The 19,639-nt window shown below is 65.8% G+C and carries 16 protein-coding genes; 6 read left to right on the plus strand and 10 right to left on the minus strand.

The window, feature by feature from the left end:
* Window positions 1–2: 2 nt before the first annotated feature.
* The 6 genes from AT700_RS05825 to AT700_RS05850 all read right to left on the minus strand — a co-directional run bounded on the left by AT700_RS05825 (window position 3) and on the right by AT700_RS05850 (window position 6,306).
* Window positions 3–1,283, minus strand: coding sequence for a TRAP transporter large permease (locus AT700_RS05825; RefSeq protein ID WP_078801512.1), 1,281 nt, complete (start codon window positions 1,281–1,283; stop codon window positions 3–5).
* Window positions 1,280–1,774, minus strand: a complete 495-nt coding sequence (locus AT700_RS05830) for a TRAP transporter small permease (RefSeq protein WP_003162603.1) — start codon at window positions 1,772–1,774, stop codon at window positions 1,280–1,282. The genes AT700_RS05825 and AT700_RS05830 overlap by 4 nt, the downstream gene beginning before the upstream one ends.
* Before the next feature lie 73 nt (window positions 1,775–1,847).
* Window positions 1,848–2,888 carry a TRAP transporter substrate-binding protein DctP gene (dctP, locus tag AT700_RS05835; protein WP_003118314.1) on the minus strand — a complete coding sequence of 347 codons (1,041 nt, stop codon included), beginning with the start codon at window positions 2,886–2,888 and terminating at the stop codon, window positions 1,848–1,850.
* Window positions 2,889–3,039: 151 nt separating this feature from the next.
* Window positions 3,040–3,975, minus strand: a complete 936-nt coding sequence (locus AT700_RS05840; RefSeq protein ID WP_003092728.1) for a LysR family transcriptional regulator — start codon at window positions 3,973–3,975, stop codon at window positions 3,040–3,042.
* Window positions 3,976–3,981: 6 nt separating this feature from the next.
* A complete protein-coding gene (gene xseA, locus AT700_RS05845) occupies window positions 3,982–5,361 on the minus strand; it encodes an exodeoxyribonuclease VII large subunit (protein WP_003113813.1) in 1,380 nt (459 codons plus the stop codon).
* A gap of 36 nt (window positions 5,362–5,397) precedes the next feature.
* Window positions 5,398–6,306 (minus strand): LysR family transcriptional regulator, encoded by a 909-nt coding sequence (locus AT700_RS05850; RefSeq protein WP_048520826.1) that lies wholly within the window; start codon window positions 6,304–6,306, stop codon window positions 5,398–5,400.
* Window positions 6,307–6,413: 107 nt separating this feature from the next.
* Here AT700_RS05850 and AT700_RS05855 point away from each other — a divergent pair, with 107 nt between their 5' ends.
* Complete coding sequence (locus AT700_RS05855; RefSeq protein ID WP_048520827.1) at window positions 6,414–7,196, plus strand: sulfite exporter TauE/SafE family protein; 783 nt, start codon at window positions 6,414–6,416, stop codon at window positions 7,194–7,196.
* Here AT700_RS05855 and AT700_RS05860 read toward each other — a convergent pair.
* The 4 genes from AT700_RS05860 to AT700_RS05875 all read right to left on the minus strand — a co-directional run bounded on the left by AT700_RS05860 (window position 7,181) and on the right by AT700_RS05875 (window position 11,531).
* The gene (locus tag AT700_RS05860) at window positions 7,181–8,323 is read right to left on the minus strand and encodes a class II histone deacetylase (protein WP_003113816.1); all 1,143 of its coding nucleotides are present in this window, start codon (window positions 8,321–8,323) and stop codon (window positions 7,181–7,183) included. The genes AT700_RS05855 and AT700_RS05860 overlap by 16 nt on opposite strands.
* Window positions 8,324–8,352: 29 nt before the next feature.
* Window positions 8,353–9,510, minus strand: coding sequence for an MFS transporter (locus AT700_RS05865; protein ID WP_016263149.1), 1,158 nt, complete (start codon window positions 9,508–9,510; stop codon window positions 8,353–8,355).
* A gap of 12 nt (window positions 9,511–9,522) precedes the next feature.
* Window positions 9,523–10,419, minus strand: a complete 897-nt coding sequence (locus tag AT700_RS05870; RefSeq protein WP_003118318.1) for a transporter — start codon at window positions 10,417–10,419, stop codon at window positions 9,523–9,525.
* 134 nt (window positions 10,420–10,553) lie between these two features.
* The gene (locus AT700_RS05875) at window positions 10,554–11,531 is read right to left on the minus strand and encodes a helix-turn-helix transcriptional regulator (protein WP_003119304.1); all 978 of its coding nucleotides are present in this window, start codon (window positions 11,529–11,531) and stop codon (window positions 10,554–10,556) included.
* A 262-nt stretch (window positions 11,532–11,793) separates the two neighbouring features.
* Here AT700_RS05875 and guaB point away from each other — a divergent pair, with 262 nt between their 5' ends.
* The 5 genes from guaB to AT700_RS30230 all read left to right on the plus strand — a co-directional run bounded on the left by guaB (window position 11,794) and on the right by AT700_RS30230 (window position 19,602).
* Window positions 11,794–13,263: an IMP dehydrogenase gene (guaB, locus tag AT700_RS05880; protein WP_003092702.1), complete on the plus strand. Its 1,470-nt coding sequence runs from the start codon at window positions 11,794–11,796 to the stop codon at window positions 13,261–13,263.
* 79 nt (window positions 13,264–13,342) lie between these two features.
* On the plus strand, window positions 13,343–14,920 hold the full coding sequence (gene guaA / locus AT700_RS05885) for a glutamine-hydrolyzing GMP synthase (RefSeq protein ID WP_003105901.1): 1,578 nt from the start codon (window positions 13,343–13,345) through the stop codon (window positions 14,918–14,920).
* A 286-nt stretch (window positions 14,921–15,206) separates the two neighbouring features.
* Window positions 15,207–16,784, plus strand: coding sequence for a hypothetical protein (locus tag AT700_RS05890; RefSeq protein ID WP_016852508.1), 1,578 nt, complete (start codon window positions 15,207–15,209; stop codon window positions 16,782–16,784).
* 638 nt (window positions 16,785–17,422) lie between these two features.
* Complete coding sequence (locus AT700_RS05895; RefSeq protein WP_048520828.1) at window positions 17,423–18,385, plus strand: SDR family NAD(P)-dependent oxidoreductase; 963 nt, start codon at window positions 17,423–17,425, stop codon at window positions 18,383–18,385.
* 68 nt (window positions 18,386–18,453) lie between these two features.
* Window positions 18,454–19,602, plus strand: coding sequence for an MFS transporter (locus AT700_RS30230; protein ID WP_016852510.1), 1,149 nt, complete (start codon window positions 18,454–18,456; stop codon window positions 19,600–19,602).
* Window positions 19,603–19,639 lie beyond the last annotated feature (37 nt).

Raw genomic sequence — 19,639 nt, forward strand, 5'->3', positions numbered from 1 at the left:
CGTCAATTGAGCAGGCGTGGCAGCCACAGGGTCAGGGACGGGAACAGGATCAGCAGCGACAGCACCCCCAGGGCCACGAGGATGAGCGGCCAGATACCCTTGAACATTTCCAGGATATCGAGGCGGCTGATGGTCGCCACGATGAACAGGCAGGCGCCCATTGGCGGGGTGATCAGGGCGATGGTGATGTTCAGGGTGAAGATCAGCCCCAGGTGCACCGGATCCACGCCGGCGGCCAGCGCCACCGGAGCGACTATCGGCGTCAGCAGCATCAGTACCGAGACTTCTTCCATGAGCATGCCGCAGACGAAGATCACTGCGCTGATGATGAACAGCATCAGGGTCGGCGAGTGGCCGAACGGCTCCAGCAACTGGGCGAACTCGCTGGCGACCTGGGCGTAGTTGAGCAACCAGTTGACCACCGAAGCGGCGGCGATGATCACGTAGATGCTGGCGGTCAGGCGTACCGTCTCGCGCAGCGAGTTCCACAGCCCGACCAGGCTCAGTTGGCGCTGGAGCAGACCGACCAGCGCCACGTAGAGAGCGATCAAGGCGCCCGACTCGGTGGGCGTGACCAGTCCCAGGACGATTCCGGCGACGATGATCACCGGCGCGATCAGCGCGGTCAGGGCGCCGGACAGCGCCGCCAGGATCTCGCCCCAGGCCGGCGCCGCATGGCGCGCCTGCAGCCCGTTGCGGTAGGCGTACACCGCGTTCAGCAGCATGAAGGCGGCGGCCAGCAGCAGGCCGGGAATCACCCCGGCGAGGAACAGCTCGCCCACCGAGGTGTTGGTCAGCGAGGAATAGAGGATCATGAAGATGCTCGGCGGGATGATCGGACCGATCAGCGAGCTGCCTGCGGTCAGCCCGGCGGCGAAGCGCCGCGAGTAGCCTTCCTTTTCCATGGCCGGCACCAGCAGGGTGCTGAGTGCCGAAGCGTCGGCCGCGGCGGACCCGTTGACCCCGGCGAAGAACACCCCGGCGACCACGTTGACGTGGCCGAGGCCGCCGCGGAAGTGGCCGACCAGGGCGTTGGCCAGGCGCATCAGGCGCGGGGTCATGCCGGAATGGTTCATCAGGTTGCCGGCCAGCACGAACAGCGGGATCGCCATCAGCGAGAAGATGTCCATGCCGCCGAAGAAGCGCTGCGGCAGGGTGTTGGCGAACAGCGCCGGGTCGACGAAGAGGAACCCCACCAGCGCGGTGAGCAGCAGGCAGAGGAACAGCGGCAGGCCGAGCAGGAGGTTGACCACGAAGGCTGCGATCATGGCGATGGCCATCATGCCTGCGACCCTCCCTCGACGGTGGTGCTGGCCGGCTGCCGCGGCCAGGGCCCCTGGAGCAACAGCATGAGGGTCAGCAGGCCGAAGCCGAGCGGCAGGCTGAGCAACGGCCAGGTGCGGCTGATGCCCAGGCCGAGGCTGCGGAAGCGCCCGGCGTTCAGCGCGTAGCGGGTGCTGACCCAGGCGGCGAAGGCGAAGAAGGCCAGCGCCAGCAGCCACTGGTAGAGCCTGAGGGCCTGCGCCAGGCGCGGCGGCAGGCGTTGTTCCAACAGGTTGACGCGCATGTGCCCGCCTTCCATCCATACCGCGCCGAGCGCCAGCATTACTGCGCCGATGATGAGGTAGCGGGCCAGTTCGTCCATCCAGATCGGCGAGCTGCCGAGCAGGTAGCGGGCGAACACGCCGTAGATGAGCAGGACCAGGTCAAGCAGCAACAGCAGCGTGGCGAGGTTCAGCAACGCGGCGCGCATGCCCTTGAGCAATGACGGCATGGGAGGCACTCCGGAAAGTCGGACAGGCGCGCCCGGCCGACGGCAGCGGCCGTCGGGGGGCAACGCGCGAAGGTCAGGGGGCGGTGGCGAGACCGGCGTCGCGGAAGGCCATCTCGGTCCAGCGCGGCTCGATGTCCTGGGTCTTCAGCCAGGCCAGGTAGGACGGCTGGCCTTTCTCGCGGAAGGCGGCGAGGTCATCGGCGGACGGCTGGATGATCTGCATGCCCTTTTCCTTGAGGAACGCGAGGTCGCGCTCCTGCTGGGCAGCGACCGCCTCGCGGTTCAGCCGGGTGGCTTCGGCGGCGGCGTCGAGCAGGGCCTGGCGCTCCTTTGCCGGGAGGCTGGCGAGCAGATCGCCGTTGGCCACCAGGAACTGGTCGGAGTACTGGATGTTGGCCAGGGTCAGGTACTTCTGCACCTGGTAGAGGCTGCCGAGGATGATGTAGGAGGTCGGGTTCATCTGGCCGTCGGCGACGCCGGTGCGCAGGCCCATGTACAACTCGGTCCAGGGGATCGGCGTGCCGGAGGCGCCGAAGGCTTCGTAGAGCGCCACCTGGCTGGGATCCATGGCGCGGAAGCGCAGGCCCTGGAAGTCCGCCGGGCCGTGGATCGGCTTCTTGCCGTTGGTGAAGTTGAGGAAGCCGCCTTCCTCGACCACCGCCAGCAGCTCGGTGCCGGTGCGCTCGCGGAAGGCCTCGCGGGCGGCCTGCCAGTAGCTGCCGCTGTCGAAGAAGGCGTGGGCCGCGGCGGCGTCCTTGAACATGAAGGGCGTGGCGCTGACGTAGATCTCCGGGAACAGCGGGGCGATCCCGGCGAAGGAGGCGATGTTCAGGCCGGGGCCGGTCATCACCTGTTCCATGCGCTGCTCCTCTTCGCCGAGCATGCTGTTGGGGTAGAGCTTGAACTGCAGTTCGCCGCCGCTCTTTTCCTCGGCCAGGCGCTTGAGGTTGCTGGCGAACAGGTGCACCAGGTTCTTCTCGCTGTCGGCGGCGCCGTTATAGCTCAGGTTGAGGGTGGTGGCGGCCTGGGCGAGGCTGCCGCCCAGGCCCAGGGCGGCGGCCAGCAGTCCGGCGGCGAAGCGGCGGGCGAGGCCGTGGCGCGGATTCGTGTGCATGTTGTTTTCCTTATGGCAGTCCGAACGGTCGGGGGATCGGCGGCACTTCTTGTCGGGGCGCGGGGCCGGGTGCTCGCACGAAAGCGAAGCAACGCTAGCCGTTGTCTCGTTGACTATTCAAGTCCGGACGTGATGCGAAAAAGACAACGCCTCAGCGCTGCGAGAGCCCGGGCGCGTCGCCACTGAAGAAGCGCATGCCGCGGCGCAGGTGTTCCAGGCAGGCGATCGCCGCCACGGTCAGCTCGCGGCCCTTGTGGCTGACGATCCGCGCGCGGGCGTCGCGCAGCGCCGGGTGGGCCAGCGGCAGGCAACGGATATGCCCGGCCTCGATCTCGTGGCTGACCGTCAACTCCGGCATGAAGGCCACGCCGATGCCGGACTTGACGAAATTGGTCAGCACCGCCACCGAGTTGGTGCGCAGCTTCGGCCTTAGCTCGATGCGCTCCAGTTGGGCGGCGATCACCGCCAGTTGGCCCATGCCGGTGCTGTTGTGGATCAACGCCAGCGACTCGTTGCGCAGCGCGCGCATCGGCACCGCGCCGCGGTGTCCGGCGAGGGCATGGTTGGCGGGGATGATCAGGTCGAGGGGCTGGCGGGTGTCGACGTGCACGTCCAGTTCGCCGTCCTCGACCGGGGCGTAGACCAGGGCCAGGTCGACGGCGTCTTCCTTGACCAGCGCCACGCCTTCGTTGGCCCCGGCCATGCGGACCTCCAGCTCGATGCCGGGGTAGCGCAGGATGAAACTCTGCAATGGCTGGGAGATCAGGTCGGCGATGAAGCCCTCGCCGACCGCCAGGCGCACCTTGCCCTGGCGCAGCCCCTGCAGGGCCGACAGACGCGACAGCACGCCCTCTTCGTTGGCCCGTTGCTGGCGGTAGTGCGCCACCAGCAGCTCGCCGGCCTCGGTAGGCGCCACGCCTTGCGGGGTGCGTTGCAGGAGGCGCACGCCGAGATGTTCCTCCAGGCTGGCGAGCTGCCGGCTGATGGCCGAGGGGTCGATGTTCAGGTGCTGGGCGGCGCGGCGAAGAGAACCGTGGTGGATCACCTCGTTGAGGTAGGCCAGGGCGCGCTGGCTGAGGCGGATCATCGCGGCTCAGTCCAGCAGCGACAGGGTCACCGGCGTCCGGTGGTTGTCCTCGACCCGCACCTCCAGTTCGCCTTCCGCCAGGCGCGCCTTCAGGCGCTGTCCCGGCTGGGTCTGGCCGGCATCGCGGATCGCCCGGCCACGCTCGTCGAGGAGGATGCTGTAGCCGCGGCCCAGGGTCGCCAGCGGGCTGACCACGTTGAGCGTCTGCGCCAGTCCTTCGAGGCGCTGACGACGATCCTTCAGTACCTCACGGGCGGCGCGCGGCAGGCGCGCGGCGAGGCTGTCGAGCTTCTGCCGGAGCAGCGCCAGGGTGCGGCCCGGATGCTGTGCGGCGAGACGTGTCTCCAGGCGGACCAGGCGTTCGTGGCGGACCGCCAGCTGGCGCTCGAAGGCACGGCGCAGGCGCATGTCCAGGTCGTCCAGGCGCTGCGCCTGCTGGCGCAGGCGTTCGCCGGGATGGCGCAGGCGGCGGGCGACGCCTTCCAGGCGCAGGCGTTCGCGCAGCAACTGGTCGCGCATGCGCAGCACCAGGCGCCGGCGCAGGCCGTCGAGACGCTGCTGCAGGTCGCCGGCGTTGGGCGCCAGCAGTTCGGCGGCGGCCGAAGGCGTCGGCGCGCGCACGTCGGCGACGAAGTCGCTGATCGATACGTCGGTCTCGTGGCCGACCGCGCTGACGATTGGCGTGGCGCAGGCCGCCACGGCGCGCGCCACCGCTTCTTCGTTGAAGCACCAGAGGTCTTCCAGGGAACCGCCGCCACGGGCCAGGATCAGCGCGTCGAAGCCTTGCCGGTCGGCCAGTTGCAGCGCGCGGACGATCTGTGCGACGGCCTCGCGGCCCTGCACTGCGGTGGGCACCAGGGTCAGCTCGACCTGCGGTGCGCGGCGGCGAAACACGCTGATGATGTCGCGGATCACCGCCCCGCTGGGCGAACTGACGATACCGATGCGGCGCGGATGGGCGGGCAGCGGACGCTTGCGTTCGCTGGCGAACAGGCCTTCGCCGGCGAGTTTTTCCTTCAATGCCTCGAAGGCCAGGCGCAGGGCGCCGTCGCCGGCCGGCTCGACGGTATCGGCGATCAACTGGTAGTCGCCGCGTCCCTCGAACAGCGAGATCTTCCCGCGCACCTTTACCGCCAGCCCGTCGCGCAAGGCCTGGCGTACGCGCAGGGCGTTCTGCCGGAACAGCGCGCAGCGGATCTGCGCGTTGCTGTCCTTGAGGGTGAAGTAGACATGGCCGGAGGCCGGCCGGGCGAGGTTGGACAGCTCGCCCTCGACCCAGACCTGCGGGAACACGTCTTCCAGCAGCAGGCGGGCGCGCTGGTTCAGTTGGCTGACGGTCAGCACCTCGCGATCGAGGCCGAGCCGTTGGAAGGGATCGTTACGCATGGGCGGCATGATAAGGCGGCGCACCGGGATGTGCGATCAATCCTTGGCTTCGTTCGGCAGATTCTCCAGGAAATATTCGACGAAGCCTTCCACCAGGGGGCTATCGTCGCGTCGCCAGGCCAGCGCCACCTCGCTGTATGCCTCGGCCTCGGCCAGAGACATGAAGCGCACGGCGGGCGGTGCGATGGCGCGCATCGAGGCGGGCACCAGGGCGACGCCGAAGCCGGCCTCGATCAGTTGCAACTGGCTGGTCTTGCGCGACAGCGCGCGCGCCGGGCGTGGGTAGAAACCGGCGCCGAGGCAGAGTTCGGCGGCGCGATAGCTGAGGCCGCCGCGTTGCAGGTGGGGAATGGAGACGAAGGTTTCTCCGGCCAGGGCGGCCAGGGCCACGGGGGCTTCACGGCGGGCCAGCGGATGGTCGGCGGCGAGAGCCAGGAGCAACGGCTCGCGGTACAGGGCGCGGAGGTGCAGCCGGGGATGCTGGCGCAGCACCGGCAGGCGCAGCAGGCCAAGGTCCAGGCGTCCTTCGGCGAGATCGGCGAGTTGCTGCTCGGAGGATTGCTGGGTCAGTTCCAGGCGGACGCCGCTCTGCACCGCGAGGTAGCCGCGCAGCGCCGCTTGCAGGCCGCCCACCAGCGGCACCGAGCTGGAGTGCCCCAGGCGCAGCAGGCCATGGCCGCCTTCGCCGACCTCGCGAGCCAGGCGCCGGGCGGCCTCCAGGTCGCCGAGCAGGCGCTGCGCGCGTGGCAGGAAGGCGCGACCGGCCGGCGTCAGCTCGACCCGGCGCGGACCGCGGCGGAGCAGTGGGGTGCCGATGCTGTCCTCCAGTTCGCGCACCTGCCGGCTGAGCGCCGACTGGGCGACGAACAGGCGTTCGGCGGCACGGCTGAAGCCGCCGGACTCGACGATTTCGACGAAGTAATGGAGTTGCCGCAAAGAGATCATCGGAAGATTCCCCATGCCTTTTCGAGATGGCTACAGGGCTCGGATTGTATTGGCTGGCGCGCCGTTGCGCTCGCTAGAGTGCGCAGGTCGTCGTTCCGGGAGTCGCCATGTCCTCGCTCGATCCGTCAGTCCTGTTCGCCGCCCTGCCGTTCAGCCTATGGCAATGGCTGCTGGTCGAACTGGCCATCGTCCTCGCCTATGTGGTGTTCGGCATCGCCGGCTTCGGCACCGCGCTGGTCGCCGGCCCGTTGCTGGCCGGGGTGCTGCCGCTGTCGCAGATCATTCCGCTGCTGGTCCTGCTGGATTTCAGCGCGTCGTTCGGCAACTGGCTGCCGGCGCGGCGGCAGATCGCCATCACTGAGCTCAAGCGTCTGCTGCCCTGCATGTTGCTGGGCTGTGCGCTGGGGGCGTACGGACTTCTGGCGCTACGCGCGGAGCTGCTGATGCTGGCCCTCGGCGTGTTCGTCAGTCTCTATGCGCTCTACGCGCTGTTCCTCCAGCCACGCGGCCAGCCGCGCTGGCGGGCGACCTGGGCGTTGCCCTTCGGTGTCTTCGGCGGGCTGTTCGGCGCGTTGTTCGGCAGCGGCGGCTTCCTTTATTCGCTGTACCTGAACGGACGCCTGGCGAGCAAGGAGCAGATGCGCGCCACCCAGAGCGCGCTGATCGGTTGTAGCACCTTCGTCCGCCTGGGGCTGTTCCTGCTCGGCGGGCTGTATGCCGCGCGCGAGCCCTGGCTGCTCGCCGCCTGCCTGCTGCCGGGCATGGCGCTGGGCCTGTGGATCGGCCGTCGGGTGACCCTGCGTCTGTCGCGTGAAGCCTTCGTCCGCCTGGTCACCTGGCTGGTGCTGTGCAGCGGCCTGGCGCTGGTCGGGCGCTACCTGGCCGCTTGAAGCGGCTGCGCCGGGCACAGGCCGAACTGTGCGGCCAGCTCTTCGAGGCGCTGGCGCTGGAAGTCGCGGAACGCCGCGTTGGGCTGCTGCAACTCGATGAAGTCGCGCAGCGGGTCGCGCACCGCGCTGCGCACGCCGCTGAGTTCTTCGATCACAGCCAAGCCGCAGAACGGCACGTAGGCTTCCGAGTAGCCGCCTTCGTGGACCACCACCAGGCGTCCGCCGGCATGCCGCTCGGCCGCGTCGCGGACCATCGCGGTCATCGCCCGGAAGCTGTCGCTGTGCAGTTGCATGCGTGCCAGCGGGTCCACCGCGTTGGCGTCGAAGCCACTGGCGACCACGATCAATTGCGGGCGGAAGCGCTCCAGCGCCGGCAACACGATGCGTTGCATGGCCTGCATGTAGGCGTCGTGACCGCCGCCGGGAAGCAGCGGCACGTTGAGGTTGAAGCCACGACCGCGATCCTCGCCGATGTCTTCGGCGCCGCTGTAGCCAGGCGGGAAGCAGCCGTCCTGGTGCAGGGAAATGCTCAACACGTCGTCGCGCCGGTAGTAGATCGCCTGGGTGCCGTTGCCGTGGTGCACGTCCCAGTCCAGCACCGCGACCCGCTCGACGCCGTGGCGCGCCTTGGCCGCCTCGATGGCCACGGCGATGTTGGCGAAGAAACAGAAGCCCATCGCCTGGTCCGGCAGGCAGTGGTGACCCGGCGGCCGCGACAGCGAGTAGGCGTTGTCCGCCTCGCCGGCGAGCACCGCGTCCAGCGCGGCGATGGCCAGGCCGGCGGAGAGCCGGGCGATCTCGTAGCTGCCCGGGCCGATCGGCGCGTCCTGGCCGAGGCTGCCGCCGCCGGCGTCGCTCAACGCCTTGAAGCGTTCCAGATAGTGCGCCGGATGCACGCGCAGCAGGTCCTCGTCGCTCGCCGGCGGTGCGCTGCGCAGTTGCAGGCGGGCGGTCAGGCCGGACACGTCGAGCAGGCTTTTCAGCCGGCGCTTGGTTTCCGGTGATTCGGCGTGTCCGGCGGCGGCAGGCGGTTGCACCCAGCCGCCGACCGGCAGGGTCAGCGCGTGCGGGCCGGCGGCGTGCCAGAGGCAGAGTTCGTCGAAGAAGAAAGCGGTACGTCGGGTCATGGCGGGTATCCGTGGTTCGGGAAAGGGTTTCAGCGTGGCCGGCAGGCCAGGGCCAGCAGCAGCGAGAGGGCGGCCAGGCCGGCGGCGATCGGCAGCAGCGGGAGGAAACCGCCGCTGCCTTCGATGAGTCGTCCTGCCAGCGCCGGGCCGATGGCCAGCCCGCCGCCGATGACCAGGTTGGAGGCGTTCATCAGGCGGCCGGAGCGGTCCAGGTCGGCGAGGCAGGCGAGGATGAACGGCAGGGCGAAGGTCCAGGTGAACTTGAACAGCAGCGCGGCCAGGGCGAAGCGCGCCAGCGGCGGCTGGCCGATCAGCAGGAGGATCGCCGCGGCCATCGCCAGGTAGCCGCCGAGCAGCATCAGGTCGCGCGGCAGGCGGTTGCCGATGAAGGAGGCGCAGGCCGCCCCCGCGATGCCCATCAGGGTGGCGCCGGCGAGTACCTCGCCGCTGGCGCCGGCACCGATCCCCGCGCCTTCGGCGATGGCGCCGATGAAGGTCCAGACGCCGCTGAGGCTGATATAGAAGGTGAGCACGGCGAGGATACCCAGCCCGACCCGCAGTCGCGAGTGAACCGCGCCGGTACTGGCGCGGGCTTCCGCTGGCGGGCTGCCACTGGGGAAGGCCCGCGACAACGGTAGGGCGAGGCCCATCAGGCCGGCCAGCAAGAGGTAGCAGGCGGCCAGGCCGAAGCGTTCGAACAGCGCCGGCAGCAGTGCCAGGCCGACGGCGCCGACCACCAGTTGGCCCATCACCCAGAGCCCGTAGACCCGGCTCGGGGTGGCGGTGCTGGCGGCGCTGGACAGGCAGAGGATCATCAGCGAGCCGCCGGCGAGGGCGCTGCAGAAACGCAGGGCGAGCAGCAGCGGGTAGCTGCCGGCCAGCGCCGAGGCCAGGTTGGCGGCGATGAACAGCAGGCCGGCGAGCAGCGCCGCGTGGCGCCAATCGACGCGTTTCAGCCAATGGAAGGCCGGCAGCGTCGCCAGGCTCATGGCGCCCAGCTCCACCGAAAACAGGTCGCCGACCCGCGCCGGGCTCAGTTGCCACTGGGTCGCCAGTTGCGCGGCGACGGCGGGGGCGGTCATCAGGATGGTCGGGGTGATCGCGGCGAACACCACGATTGCCGCGAGCAGCGCGAGGTTGCCAGACGCCGGAGAGGCGCTGGCGAGAGTCTTGTCGGAAGCGCTCATGGCTGCGCCTCCTCAGAACACATGGACCAGGCGCAACAGGGCCTGGCTGCCATGGAAAGCATTGTCGGTGGCGACGTTGCGCGAGAGACCGAACATCAGGCTGTTGCGCCGGTCTAGCCAGTGGCCTAGCTCGAAGCCGAGTTGGGTGTAGCGCTGGTGGGTGTCGTCGAGGGTATGGCCCTGCAGCTTCAGTTCGCCGCCATCGGCGTGCACCAGCTTGAGGGCGCCGTAGGTGCTCTGGCTGAAGTCGTAGGAGGCGAAGGCTTGCAGGCGATAGAGCGGTTTCTGTTCCAGGTCGCTGCCGAAGTAGTCGTCGTTCTTCGCGTAGAACTGCGCTTCCAGGTTGGCTTCCAGCACCCAGTCGCGGCCGATGCCCTGGGTGTAGTTGTAGACGAAGGTGGCGCCCCAGCGGTTGGCGCCGGGCGAGACATCGGGGTTCTTCGCGTGGTACTCGCCCAGCGGCAGGGTGATCAGGGTCAGCAGGCCGCTGTAGCGGCGCCGTTCCGGGTCGTTGACGAAAAACAGGGTGCCGCCGACCTGGGGATCGCCGAAACCGGTCTCGCCGGTATGCCCGACGCTGCCGGGCAGGCGCGCATCGATGTCGACGAAGGGAATGATGAACTGCGGCGTGCAGAGAGTGCCGCAGATGTCGCTGAAGAACACCTGGCGGTAGGCCACCGCGTTGGTCTTCAGTTCGGCCTTGCCGTTGCGATCGGCCGGCCCGTGGAACTCATGGGCGCGGGTCGCCGGCAGGTAGAGTACGCCGAGCGTGGTGCCCGCCGGGGCGCCGAAGAAGTCGCGGGCGTTGAGGTCGGCGGCGCCGGCCTCGGCGCCCAGCAGGAGCTGGATGCCGAACAGCGCGAGGGCGCTGGCGGTCGGTGCGGCCATCGAGGCGGTGCGGTGGGTCATGTGTCGGTCTCCCCGGTCGTTGTGTGCCCGGCGTTCGTCGCGCCGGTGGTGGTTGCGCCTTTTCGCAGGCGAAAGGGCGCCCATGCCGCCCTTGACGGGGCGGTCGAAGCGGTGATGGCAGGGGTGGAGGGCTGTCAGCCAGGCGGGAACTGGTGCAGCAGGTGGGCGATGCTCGCCTTGTCGTTGACGCCGAGCTTGGAATAGATGGTGCGTATGTGATGGCGCACGGTGTTCGGCGCCAGGCCGAGGTCGCGGGCGATCTGCTTGTAGGTCTTGCCTTCGCTGAACAGCAGGGCGACGTCGCCTTCGCGATTGCTCAACTGTTCGATCGCGCTCGGTTGCCGCGCGGTGAGCAGGTAGAGGTCGCCGACCTGCCGCGAGTCGATCACCAGGCGCGCATCGCGATAGCCCTGCGGGCTGGTTTCCTCCGGCAGCTGCGGGCCGGTCCAGCCCGGCCAGGCGCCGAGCAGCAGGTCGACGAAGCCGCGTTCGGCGCAATGCAGCACGCCGTAGCGATCGCATACCGCCATGGCCAGAGCCTGGCGTTCGAGGGATTCGCGCAGGGCCACCAGGGTACGGATCTGGTTGGCCGAGACGGCCGCGGCCAGGTGCGCCGAGAGTTGCCCGAGGAGCAGTTTCTCCTGGTCCGCGAAGGGCGGGCCGCCAGGCGTGCGATAGAGGGCGACATGGTCGCTGAGGCGGGTGATCGGATCGACGTGGATCACGCAGAGCAGCTCACCGATGTCGTGACGCGCGCCAAGCCAGCGCAGCCCGGCGGTGGCCTGCATGTCAACGGCCACGGCGGTGCCCGGGCGGGCGTGTACCAGGCCGACGGTGATGTCGTCGTGGCTGATCGATTTCCAGTCCTCGACATAGTGCTCTTCGAGGTTGAACAGGTGTGCGCTGTGCTCCACCGGCACGCCGTCGATCAGCGCCGCGCGGCCCCACCAGGCACGCTGGAACGGCACCAGTTGCTGCAGACGTTCCAGCGCGGTGCGATGGAAACGCTCCAGGGTCTTGTCGCGCGCCAGCCGGTTGATATCCAGCACGGCGGCGCCGAACGCCGCGAGCAAGGCTGCGGATGACGAATGCGGGTCAGTGCTCCCTTTCATTCTCTCCCCCGTCCCACTTTTATAGTTCTTGGAATCGGCGTCCGCCGCCTGGGCGGTCGCTGGGTGACGTACGCAGTATCCGGCCATCCGCCGCCGCGCTGCCATCCTGCAAATGCGGGATAGGACAGGCGGAACGGGGCCTGGCGGGCGCCTTGCAAGATATTTGCCCATTCGCCGTTTTCGGCGATCAACTGCGTTGAGCGGAAGCGCGTGGCTGGGTATAATGTCGCGCTTCCATTTTTCCCGTCTGGGAGCGCCCGCCATGCTGCGAATCAGTCAAGAAGCCCTGACTTTCGACGACGTCCTTCTGATCCCCGGTTATTCCGAAGTCCTGCCCAAGGACGTGAGTTTGAAAACTCGCCTGACCCGCGGCATCGAACTGAACATCCCGCTGGTATCCGCCGCGATGGATACCGTGACCGAAGCCCGCCTGGCCATCGCCATGGCCCAGGAAGGCGGCATCGGCATCATCCACAAGAACATGGGCATCGAGCAGCAGGCCGCGGAAGTCCGCAAGGTCAAGAAGCACGAAACGGCCATCGTCCGCGACCCGGTCACCGTGACCCCCTCGACCAAGATCATCGAACTGCTGCAGATGGCCCGCGAGTACGGCTTCTCCGGTTTCCCGGTGGTGGAGCAGGGCGAGCTGGTCGGTATCGTCACCGGTCGCGACCTGCGGGTGAAGCCGAACGCCGGCGATACCGTCGCCGCGATCATGACCCCGAAGGACAAGCTGGTCACCGCCCGCGAAGGCACCCCGCTGGAAGAGATGAAGGCCAAGCTCTACGAGAACCGCATCGAGAAGATGCTGGTGGTCGACGAGAACTTCTACCTGCGTGGCCTGGTGACCTTCCGTGACATCGAGAAGGCCAAGACCTACCCGCTGGCGTCCAAGGACGAGCAGGGCCGCCTGCGCGTCGGCGCCGCCGTCGGCACCGGCGCCGATACCGGCGAGCGCGTTGCCGCGCTGGTCGCCGCCGGGGTCGACGTGGTGGTGGTGGACACCGCCCACGGCCACTCCAAGGGCGTGATCGAGCGTGTGCGCTGGGTCAAGCAGACCTTCCCGGACGTCCAGGTGATCGGCGGCAACATCGCCACCGCCGAGGCCGCCAAGGCCCTCGCCGAGGCTGGCGCCGACGCGGTCAAGGTCGGCATCGGCCCGGGCTCGATCTGCACCACCCGCATCGTCGCCGGTGTCGGCGTGCCGCAGATCTCCGCCATTGCCAACGTTGCCGCCGCCCTCGAAGGCACCGGCGTACCGCTGATCGCCGACGGCGGCATCCGCTTCTCCGGCGACCTGGCCAAGGCCATGGTCGCCGGCGCCTACTGTGTGATGATGGGCTCGATGTTCGCCGGTACCGAGGAAGCGCCGGGCGAGATCGAGCTGTTCCAGGGCCGTTCCTACAAGTCCTACCGCGGCATGGGTTCGCTGGGCGCCATGTCCGGCTCCCAGGGCTCGTCCGACCGCTACTTCCAGGACGCCTCCGCCGGCGCCGAGAAGCTGGTGCCGGAAGGCATCGAGGGTCGCGTGCCGTACAAGGGTGCCCTGTCCGCCATCGTCCACCAGCTGATGGGCGGCCTGCGCGCCGCCATGGGCTACACCGGCAGCGCCGACATCCAGCAGATGCGCACGCAGCCGCAGTTCGTCCGGATCACCGGCGCGGGCATGGCCGAGTCCCATGTCCACGACGTCCAGATCACCAAGGAAGCCCCCAACTACCGGGTTGGTTGAGGCTGATTGAAATGAGTGCTGCACGGGGCTGTTCGATTCAGCCCCGTGTCGTTTTCGAATTCCGTAGCGAGAGATGGCCATGTCCCAAGACATTCACGCCCACCGTATCCTGATCCTCGATTTCGGCTCCCAGTACACCCAACTGATCGCTCGCCGCGTGCGCGAGATCGGCGTGTATTGCGAAATCCATCCCTTCGACATGAGCAACGAGGCGATCATCGCCTTCGCGCCGCGCGGCATCATCCTCGCCGGTGGCCCCGAGTCGGTACACGAAGCCGACAGCCCGCGCGCGCCGCAGGCGGTGTTCGACCTGAAGGTGCCGCTGTTCGGCATCTGCTACGGCATGCAGACCATGGCCGAGCAGATGGGCGGCAAGGTGCAGGGCTCCGACCTGCGCGAGTTCGGCTACGCCCGCGTCGACGTGGTCGGCAAGGCGCGCCTGCTGGACGGCATCGAGGACCACGTGGACGACGACGGCGTGCTCGGCCTCGACGTGTGGATGAGCCACGGCGACAAGGTCACCGAGATGCCGGCCGGCTTCCACATCCTGGCCAGCACCCCGAGCTGCCCGATCGCCGCCATGGCCGACGATGCCCGCGCCTACTACGGCGTGCAATTCCACCCGGAAGTCACCCACACCAAGCAGGGCCTGCGCATTCTCTCGCGCTTCGTCCTCGACATCTGCGGTTGCGCCGCGCTGTGGACCCCCTCGAACATCGTCGACGACGCCATCGCCACCGTGCGCGCCCAGGTCGGTTCCTCCAAGGTCCTGCTAGGCCTCTCCGGCGGCGTGGACTCCTCGGTGGTCGCCGCGCTGTTGCACAAGGCCATCGGCGACCAACTGACCTGCGTGTTCGTCGACAACGGCCTGCTGCGCCTGCACGAAGGCGACCAGGTGATGGCCATGTTCGCCGAGAACATGGGCGTGAAGGTGATCCGCGCCAACGCCGAGGACAAGTTCCTCGGCCGCCTGGCCGGCGTCGCCGACCCGGAAGAGAAGCGCAAGATCATCGGCCGCACCTTCATCGAAGTCTTCGACGAAGAAGCCACCAAGCTGCAGGACGTGAAGTTCCTCGCCCAGGGCACCATCTACCCCGACGTGATCGAGTCGGCCGGCGCCAAGACCGGCAAGGCCCACGTGATCAAGTCGCACCACAACGTCGGCGGCCTGCCGGAGGACATGCAGTTCGAACTGGTCGAGCCGCTGCGCGAACTGTTCAAGGACGAAGTGCGCAAGATCGGCCTGGAGCTGGGCCTGCCCTACGACATGGTCTACCGCCACCCGTTCCCCGGCCCGGGCCTGGGCGTGCGCATCCTCGGCGAGGTGAAGAAGGAGTACGCCGACCTGCTGCGCCAGGCCGACCACATCTTCATCGAGGAACTGCGCGCCTTCGACTGGTACCACAAGACCAGCCAGGCGTTCGTGGTGTTCCAGCCAGTGAAATCGGTCGGCGTGGTCGGCGACGGCCGTCGCTACGCCTGGGTCGTCGCCCTGCGCGCGGTGGAGACCATCGACTTCATGACCGCGCGCTGGGCGCACCTGCCCTACGAACTGCTGGAGAAGGTCTCGAACCGCATCATCAACGAGATTGCCGGTATCTCCCGGGTCACCTACGACGTGTCGAGCAAGCCGCCGGCGACTATCGAGTGGGAGTGAAGCCACTTCTTCCCTGGTGATTCATCCGAAAGACAACGGCCGTAAGGCCGTTGTCTTTTATGGCTCCGCCAAATGATGTCTGTATAGCGTTGGCTGGTGGTCCGGCAACTGTTTAACGGCCGTTTTACGGTTGAATCGGCCCGTCGATCATGAGATATACTGCTTCGCTTTAATGATGCTTTGCTAATTGTCATGGCAGCTTTTCAGTGAAAAGTGTCGGTTTCTCGGGGCTGTCGAAATTTCGCAGCATTTTTGGGGTTTCATTGTTTCAGAGGCGAGTTTCGGGATGAAAATAAAGGCCGCGTTGATTGTTGATGATCTTTCATTGAGTGAGTGGCAAAAGCGGGCGATTGAAGACTCTTCTGAGTATCTTGATATTCAATTGGTTCTCAGTTGTCGTAATAGCGCGACCAAGAAAAGTGTCATCAAGCATTGCGGGTATTATTTTCTCAATATTCTTTCCCTGAAGAATGATATGACTCGTCGAGTGCAGTTAGACTCTCGTGGCTCAGAAGTCATTCATTTCGATTCTGATTACGAAGGGGCCTGGCAGCGCATCCCGGAAGATGTCTGCGCCCGAATTCTGGATAAGGGAATAAAGCTGGTCATCAAGTTTGGCATGTCTCTGCTCCGCATCGATGGAGGATTGCAGAGGCTGGACATTCTTTCCTACCACCATGGCGATCCAGAGTACTACAGGGGGCGGCCCGCGGGCTTTTATGAGATCTATGAAAATGCAGACAGCGTCGGGATCATAGTCCAGAAGCTCTCCAACAAACTGGACGCCGGCGAGGTCTTGGTGCGCGGGTACTCCAAGGTTCATCACCACTCCTACAAGAAAACCTCAAGAAACTTTTATCTGAATTCGGTCGTGCTGCTTCGCAAGGCGCTTGTCAATTACTCTCGGGGAGAGCAGGTGGTATTAGAAAAGCTGGGCAAAAACTACCGTCTGCCCAGCAATTTCACCGTCTTCAAGTTTTTCTGCAAGACTATCTTCCGGGGGCTTGCCCGGCTATCGTACGGGGCGTTTTTCGAAAAAAAATGGAATGTCGTTGCGCTTCCTTACAACGATATTCCTTCGTTGCAAGAATTGTCCGTCTCAGCAGGAAAGATTCCGAAGGTGGAGAAGGGGTATACTTTCTACGCCGATCCTTTCTTTAGTGCGGACGGTAAGCTGATACGTCTCGAAGCCTTGAATGCTAGCAACGGTCTGGGTGAAATCATTGAATTGAAGGCCCAGAGTCTTGACTTTTCACGTGTGATCTTGAAGGGGAATCATTTTTCCTATCCCTATTCGTTCGAGGCGTCTGGTGTCGAATATCTGATACCGGAAGTCGCCTCTCATTCCGCTCCCTGTCTTCTGCCTCCTCCTTTCGCTCTGGAGAGCAAGAAGCTATTCCAGGGAATGGAGGGTGAGCGGATTCTGGATGGCACGCTTTTCGAACACGGGGGCAGGTACTACCTGTTCTGCGGCCAGGCGGTATCAGGTTCGGACAACCTTTATCTTTATGTCGGCGAGAGCCTGGAAGGACCCTACACTTCCCATCCCTGTAACCCTGTGGTGATGAATCCCGGCTCCGCACGAATGGGCGGGCGTATCTTCAAGGAGGGAGGAAAGCTTTACCGGTTCGGTCAGAACAACTCCTATGGTTATGGAAGCAGTCTGGCCGTAAACGAAATCGAGGTGCTCGATCCAGAGCATTATTCGGAGAAGCGTGTAGCAAACCTGGCGTTCCAGGACGCACGCGGTCCGCATACCATCGACATTCATGGGCAAACCATGATCCTCGATTTCTACCAGGACAGATTTTCGCTTCTGGCGGGGTATCGCCGTTTGGTGGCCAGGCTGCTCAGCAAGGGCTGAGCCATTTCCGCGTCGCCAGCAAGTTACCCACGAACTGGGCGGAGCGACTACTGGTCGTAGAGACGCACATGGGCAGGGTGGCCGACAGGTCGCCGTCTTCTATGTATGCGTCTTGGCAGGCCGGCGAATTTGTGATGTTAGCCATCGATTTTCTTCGCTCGGCGGCGGAAGCTTCTGTGGTTTTACCTATTCCCGAGCAAGCGAGGGAGCGGCTTCAACAAGCAAGTACAAGTCAGGCTCATGTCGAACGGTTATCCACCAAAGTATCGCTCTGATATTGATGGCTTGCGCGCAGTGGCGGTGCTTTCCGTCATTGTGTTCCATGCCTTCCCGGAAGTGTTCGGTGGAGTGACCTGCCCCCAGTTTTAGTACAGCTGCCTAGTTAGTAGGCCCTGGGGTTGATATCAATTTTTCCTGCTTCAGCTGCTGTTGGCGAGTTCGCCAACGTACAGCAAATTCTGCGCCGTCCCGTGCTTTTCTTGCAGCGGTGATGAAACAGCTGCTTACGGGATCGGACGATCTCGATAGGAAACTGGATTCCGCTGCATTCGGAATCCAGTTTTCCACTTCGATAATGACCCTCGTCCCAAGAGCCAGCGCTATCCGCCTGGCCGCTTCCGCATGCGAGGAGAGTTCTCATGGCTATCAGGCAAACCCCCATCAATTCGGGATTCGGAGCGAAAACGCAGGCCAGCGAGGTGATGGCGGGGCGAGACCTCTCCGGAAAGACCGCCATCGTGACCGGCGGCTACTCCGGTCTTGGCCTGGAAACCACGAAGGCGCTGGCCGACGCGGGCGCGCGGGTCATTGTTACGGCGCGCAGACCGGATGTGGCAAGGGAGGCGCTGCTCGGGCTCGACGAAGTCGAGGTGCAGGCGCTCGACCTGGCCGAGTTGGCCAGCGTGCGTCGGTTCGCCGAGGCCTTCTCCGCCTCGCGCCGTCGTGCCGATATCGTCATCAACAACGCCGGTGTGATGGCCTGTCCCGAGACCCGCGTAGGCCCGGGCTGGGAAGCGCAGTTCGCGACCAATCACCTTGGCCACTACGCCCTGGTGAGCCTCTTGTGGCCGTCGCTCGCGGATGACGCGCGATTGGTCGCCGTGTCCTCCGCCGGGCACCACTACTCGGCGATCCGCTGGGACGACGTGCAGTTCGAACGGGGCTACGACAAGTGGCTGGCTTATGCGCAGTCGAAGACTGCCAACGCCCTGTTCGCCATCCAGTTGGATGCGCTGGGTCGCGAGAGGGGTGTGCATGCCTTCGCATTGCATCCGGGCAGCATCGCCACACCGTTGCAACGCCATGTTCCACGGGCGGAGATGATCGCCCTGGGCTGGATGGACGAAGCCGGCAATCCGGCCAGCCCCGACACGCTCAAGACCCCGCAGCAGGGGGCTGCCACCCAGCTGTGGGCTGCGACCTCTCCGCTGCTGGCGGGGATGGGCGGGCTCTACTGCGAGGATTGCGACATCGCAGGCATCGCGCCGGACGACTCGCGCACCCTGGCCGGCGTACGCGAGCATGCGATCGATCCGGAGCAGGCCCGCCGCCTCTGGAGGCTTTCGGCGACGCTCACCGGGATCGACGCATTCGCGTCCTAGTCGAGCACACGGAAGACGTCGCGGATACCGCGCTTTCTGTCCATCAAACAAGCACCGGGATCGATCGAATGACCTCCAGCAGCGTAGGGAAAGGTATTGCCATCTCCGGCATGTTCTTCATGCTCGGATTGTGTTTCGGGAGCCTCAGCTCCCGGATGGCCACGATAAAAGACGGACTCCAGCTTTCCGACGGGGTGTTCGGCAGTGCGCTTTTCGCCATGTCGGCCGGGGTGGTGCTCTCGTTGCCGGTATCCGGCTGGATGATCGCGAAGCTCGGCAGCAGAAACGTTGGAGTAACGGCGATTCTCGCGAACGCCGTTCTGCTGTCGTTGGTTCCCTTGGCTTCTAGCGTCTACCAGCTTGCTGCTCTGTTGTTCGTATCGGGGTTCTCCTATAGCGCGGTCAATGTGTCGAACAATACCCAGGCAAGCCTGTCGGAGGCGCTCATCGGAAAGACCGAGTTACCGTTTTTCCACGGTATATGGGGGTTGGCGGGATTCGTCGGCGCCGGGTTCGGGGCGTTGATGATCGGGCAGGACTTTGCCTTGTCCACGCATTTCGGCGTGATATCGGTGATCGCCTTCCTGGCCGCCCTGGCCTGCTGGCGCTTTCTCCACGACCAGCCTGGCGCGGAGCGGGTCGGGCGGGCCTTCACGATGCCGGACAGGAGGCTTTTCAACTACGGGCTGATCGTTTTTTTCTCGATGGCCTGCGAAGGCATCATGTATGACTGGAGCGTCGTCTATTTCCAGGACGTGGTCTCGGCCGAGCGGCAACTGGTCGGAGTCGGCTTCATGGTGTTCATGGGCGCCATGACTGTCGGCCGGCTTCTGCTGAACCGAGTCGCCGACCGTTTCGGTACGCGCAGCACCTTGCAGTGGAGCGGGGGGCTCGCCTTGATCGGCATGGTCACGACGATCGCCTATCCGAGCCTGCTGGCGTCGATCATTGGCTTCTGCCTTGTCGGTCTCGGCATCTGTACCGTCATTCCGCTGGTGGCGGGGGCCGCCGCCCGCTCCTCGAGCATGGCGCCGAGTTCGGCTATCGCAGCCGTTCTGACGATCGGATTCCTGGGCACGTTGATCGGCCCGCCGCTGATCGGCTTTCTCTCCGAAGCGTTCGGCCTGCGTTATGCCTTCGGCGCGTGCGTGGTCCTGGCCATCGGGATCATCCTTCGGGCGGGAAAGATACCGTGGCAAGCTCCGTCGGTCGTTTGACCATGCGCTCGACCGCTCGGGGAACCTGCCGCATGGG

It is taken from the genome of Pseudomonas aeruginosa (assembly GCF_001457615.1).
Taxonomy (GTDB): Bacteria; Pseudomonadota; Gammaproteobacteria; order Pseudomonadales; family Pseudomonadaceae; genus Pseudomonas; species Pseudomonas aeruginosa.

Bases quoted from the DNA above. Each gene is read 5' to 3' on its own strand.
- AT700_RS30230 (WP_016852510.1), top strand. From the start codon at position 18,454: ATGACCTCCAGCAGCGTAGGGAAAGGTATTGCCATCTCCGGCATGTTC.
- AT700_RS05825 (WP_078801512.1), bottom strand. From the start codon at position 1,283: ATGATGGCCATCGCCATGATCGCAGCCTTCGTGGTCAACCTCCTGCTC.
- AT700_RS05895 (WP_048520828.1), top strand. From the start codon at position 17,423: ATGGCTATCAGGCAAACCCCCATCAATTCGGGATTCGGAGCGAAAACG.
- xseA (WP_003113813.1), bottom strand. From the start codon at position 5,361: ATGCGTAACGATCCCTTCCAACGGCTCGGCCTCGATCGCGAGGTGCTG.
- AT700_RS05860 (WP_003113816.1), bottom strand. From the start codon at position 8,323: ATGACCCGACGTACCGCTTTCTTCTTCGACGAACTCTGCCTCTGGCAC.
- guaA (WP_003105901.1), top strand. From the start codon at position 13,343: ATGTCCCAAGACATTCACGCCCACCGTATCCTGATCCTCGATTTCGGC.
- AT700_RS05850 (WP_048520826.1), bottom strand. From the start codon at position 6,306: ATGATCTCTTTGCGGCAACTCCATTACTTCGTCGAAATCGTCGAGTCC.
- AT700_RS05865 (WP_016263149.1), bottom strand. From the start codon at position 9,510: ATGAGCGCTTCCGACAAGACTCTCGCCAGCGCCTCTCCGGCGTCTGGC.
- AT700_RS05855 (WP_048520827.1), top strand. From the start codon at position 6,414: ATGTCCTCGCTCGATCCGTCAGTCCTGTTCGCCGCCCTGCCGTTCAGC.
- AT700_RS05840 (WP_003092728.1), bottom strand. From the start codon at position 3,975: ATGATCCGCCTCAGCCAGCGCGCCCTGGCCTACCTCAACGAGGTGATC.
- AT700_RS05830 (WP_003162603.1), bottom strand. From the start codon at position 1,774: ATGCCGTCATTGCTCAAGGGCATGCGCGCCGCGTTGCTGAACCTCGCC.
- guaB (WP_003092702.1), top strand. From the start codon at position 11,794: ATGCTGCGAATCAGTCAAGAAGCCCTGACTTTCGACGACGTCCTTCTG.
- AT700_RS05890 (WP_016852508.1), top strand. From the start codon at position 15,207: ATGAAAATAAAGGCCGCGTTGATTGTTGATGATCTTTCATTGAGTGAG.
- AT700_RS05870 (WP_003118318.1), bottom strand. From the start codon at position 10,419: ATGACCCACCGCACCGCCTCGATGGCCGCACCGACCGCCAGCGCCCTC.
- dctP (WP_003118314.1), bottom strand. From the start codon at position 2,888: ATGCACACGAATCCGCGCCACGGCCTCGCCCGCCGCTTCGCCGCCGGA.
- AT700_RS05875 (WP_003119304.1), bottom strand. From the start codon at position 11,531: ATGAAAGGGAGCACTGACCCGCATTCGTCATCCGCAGCCTTGCTCGCG.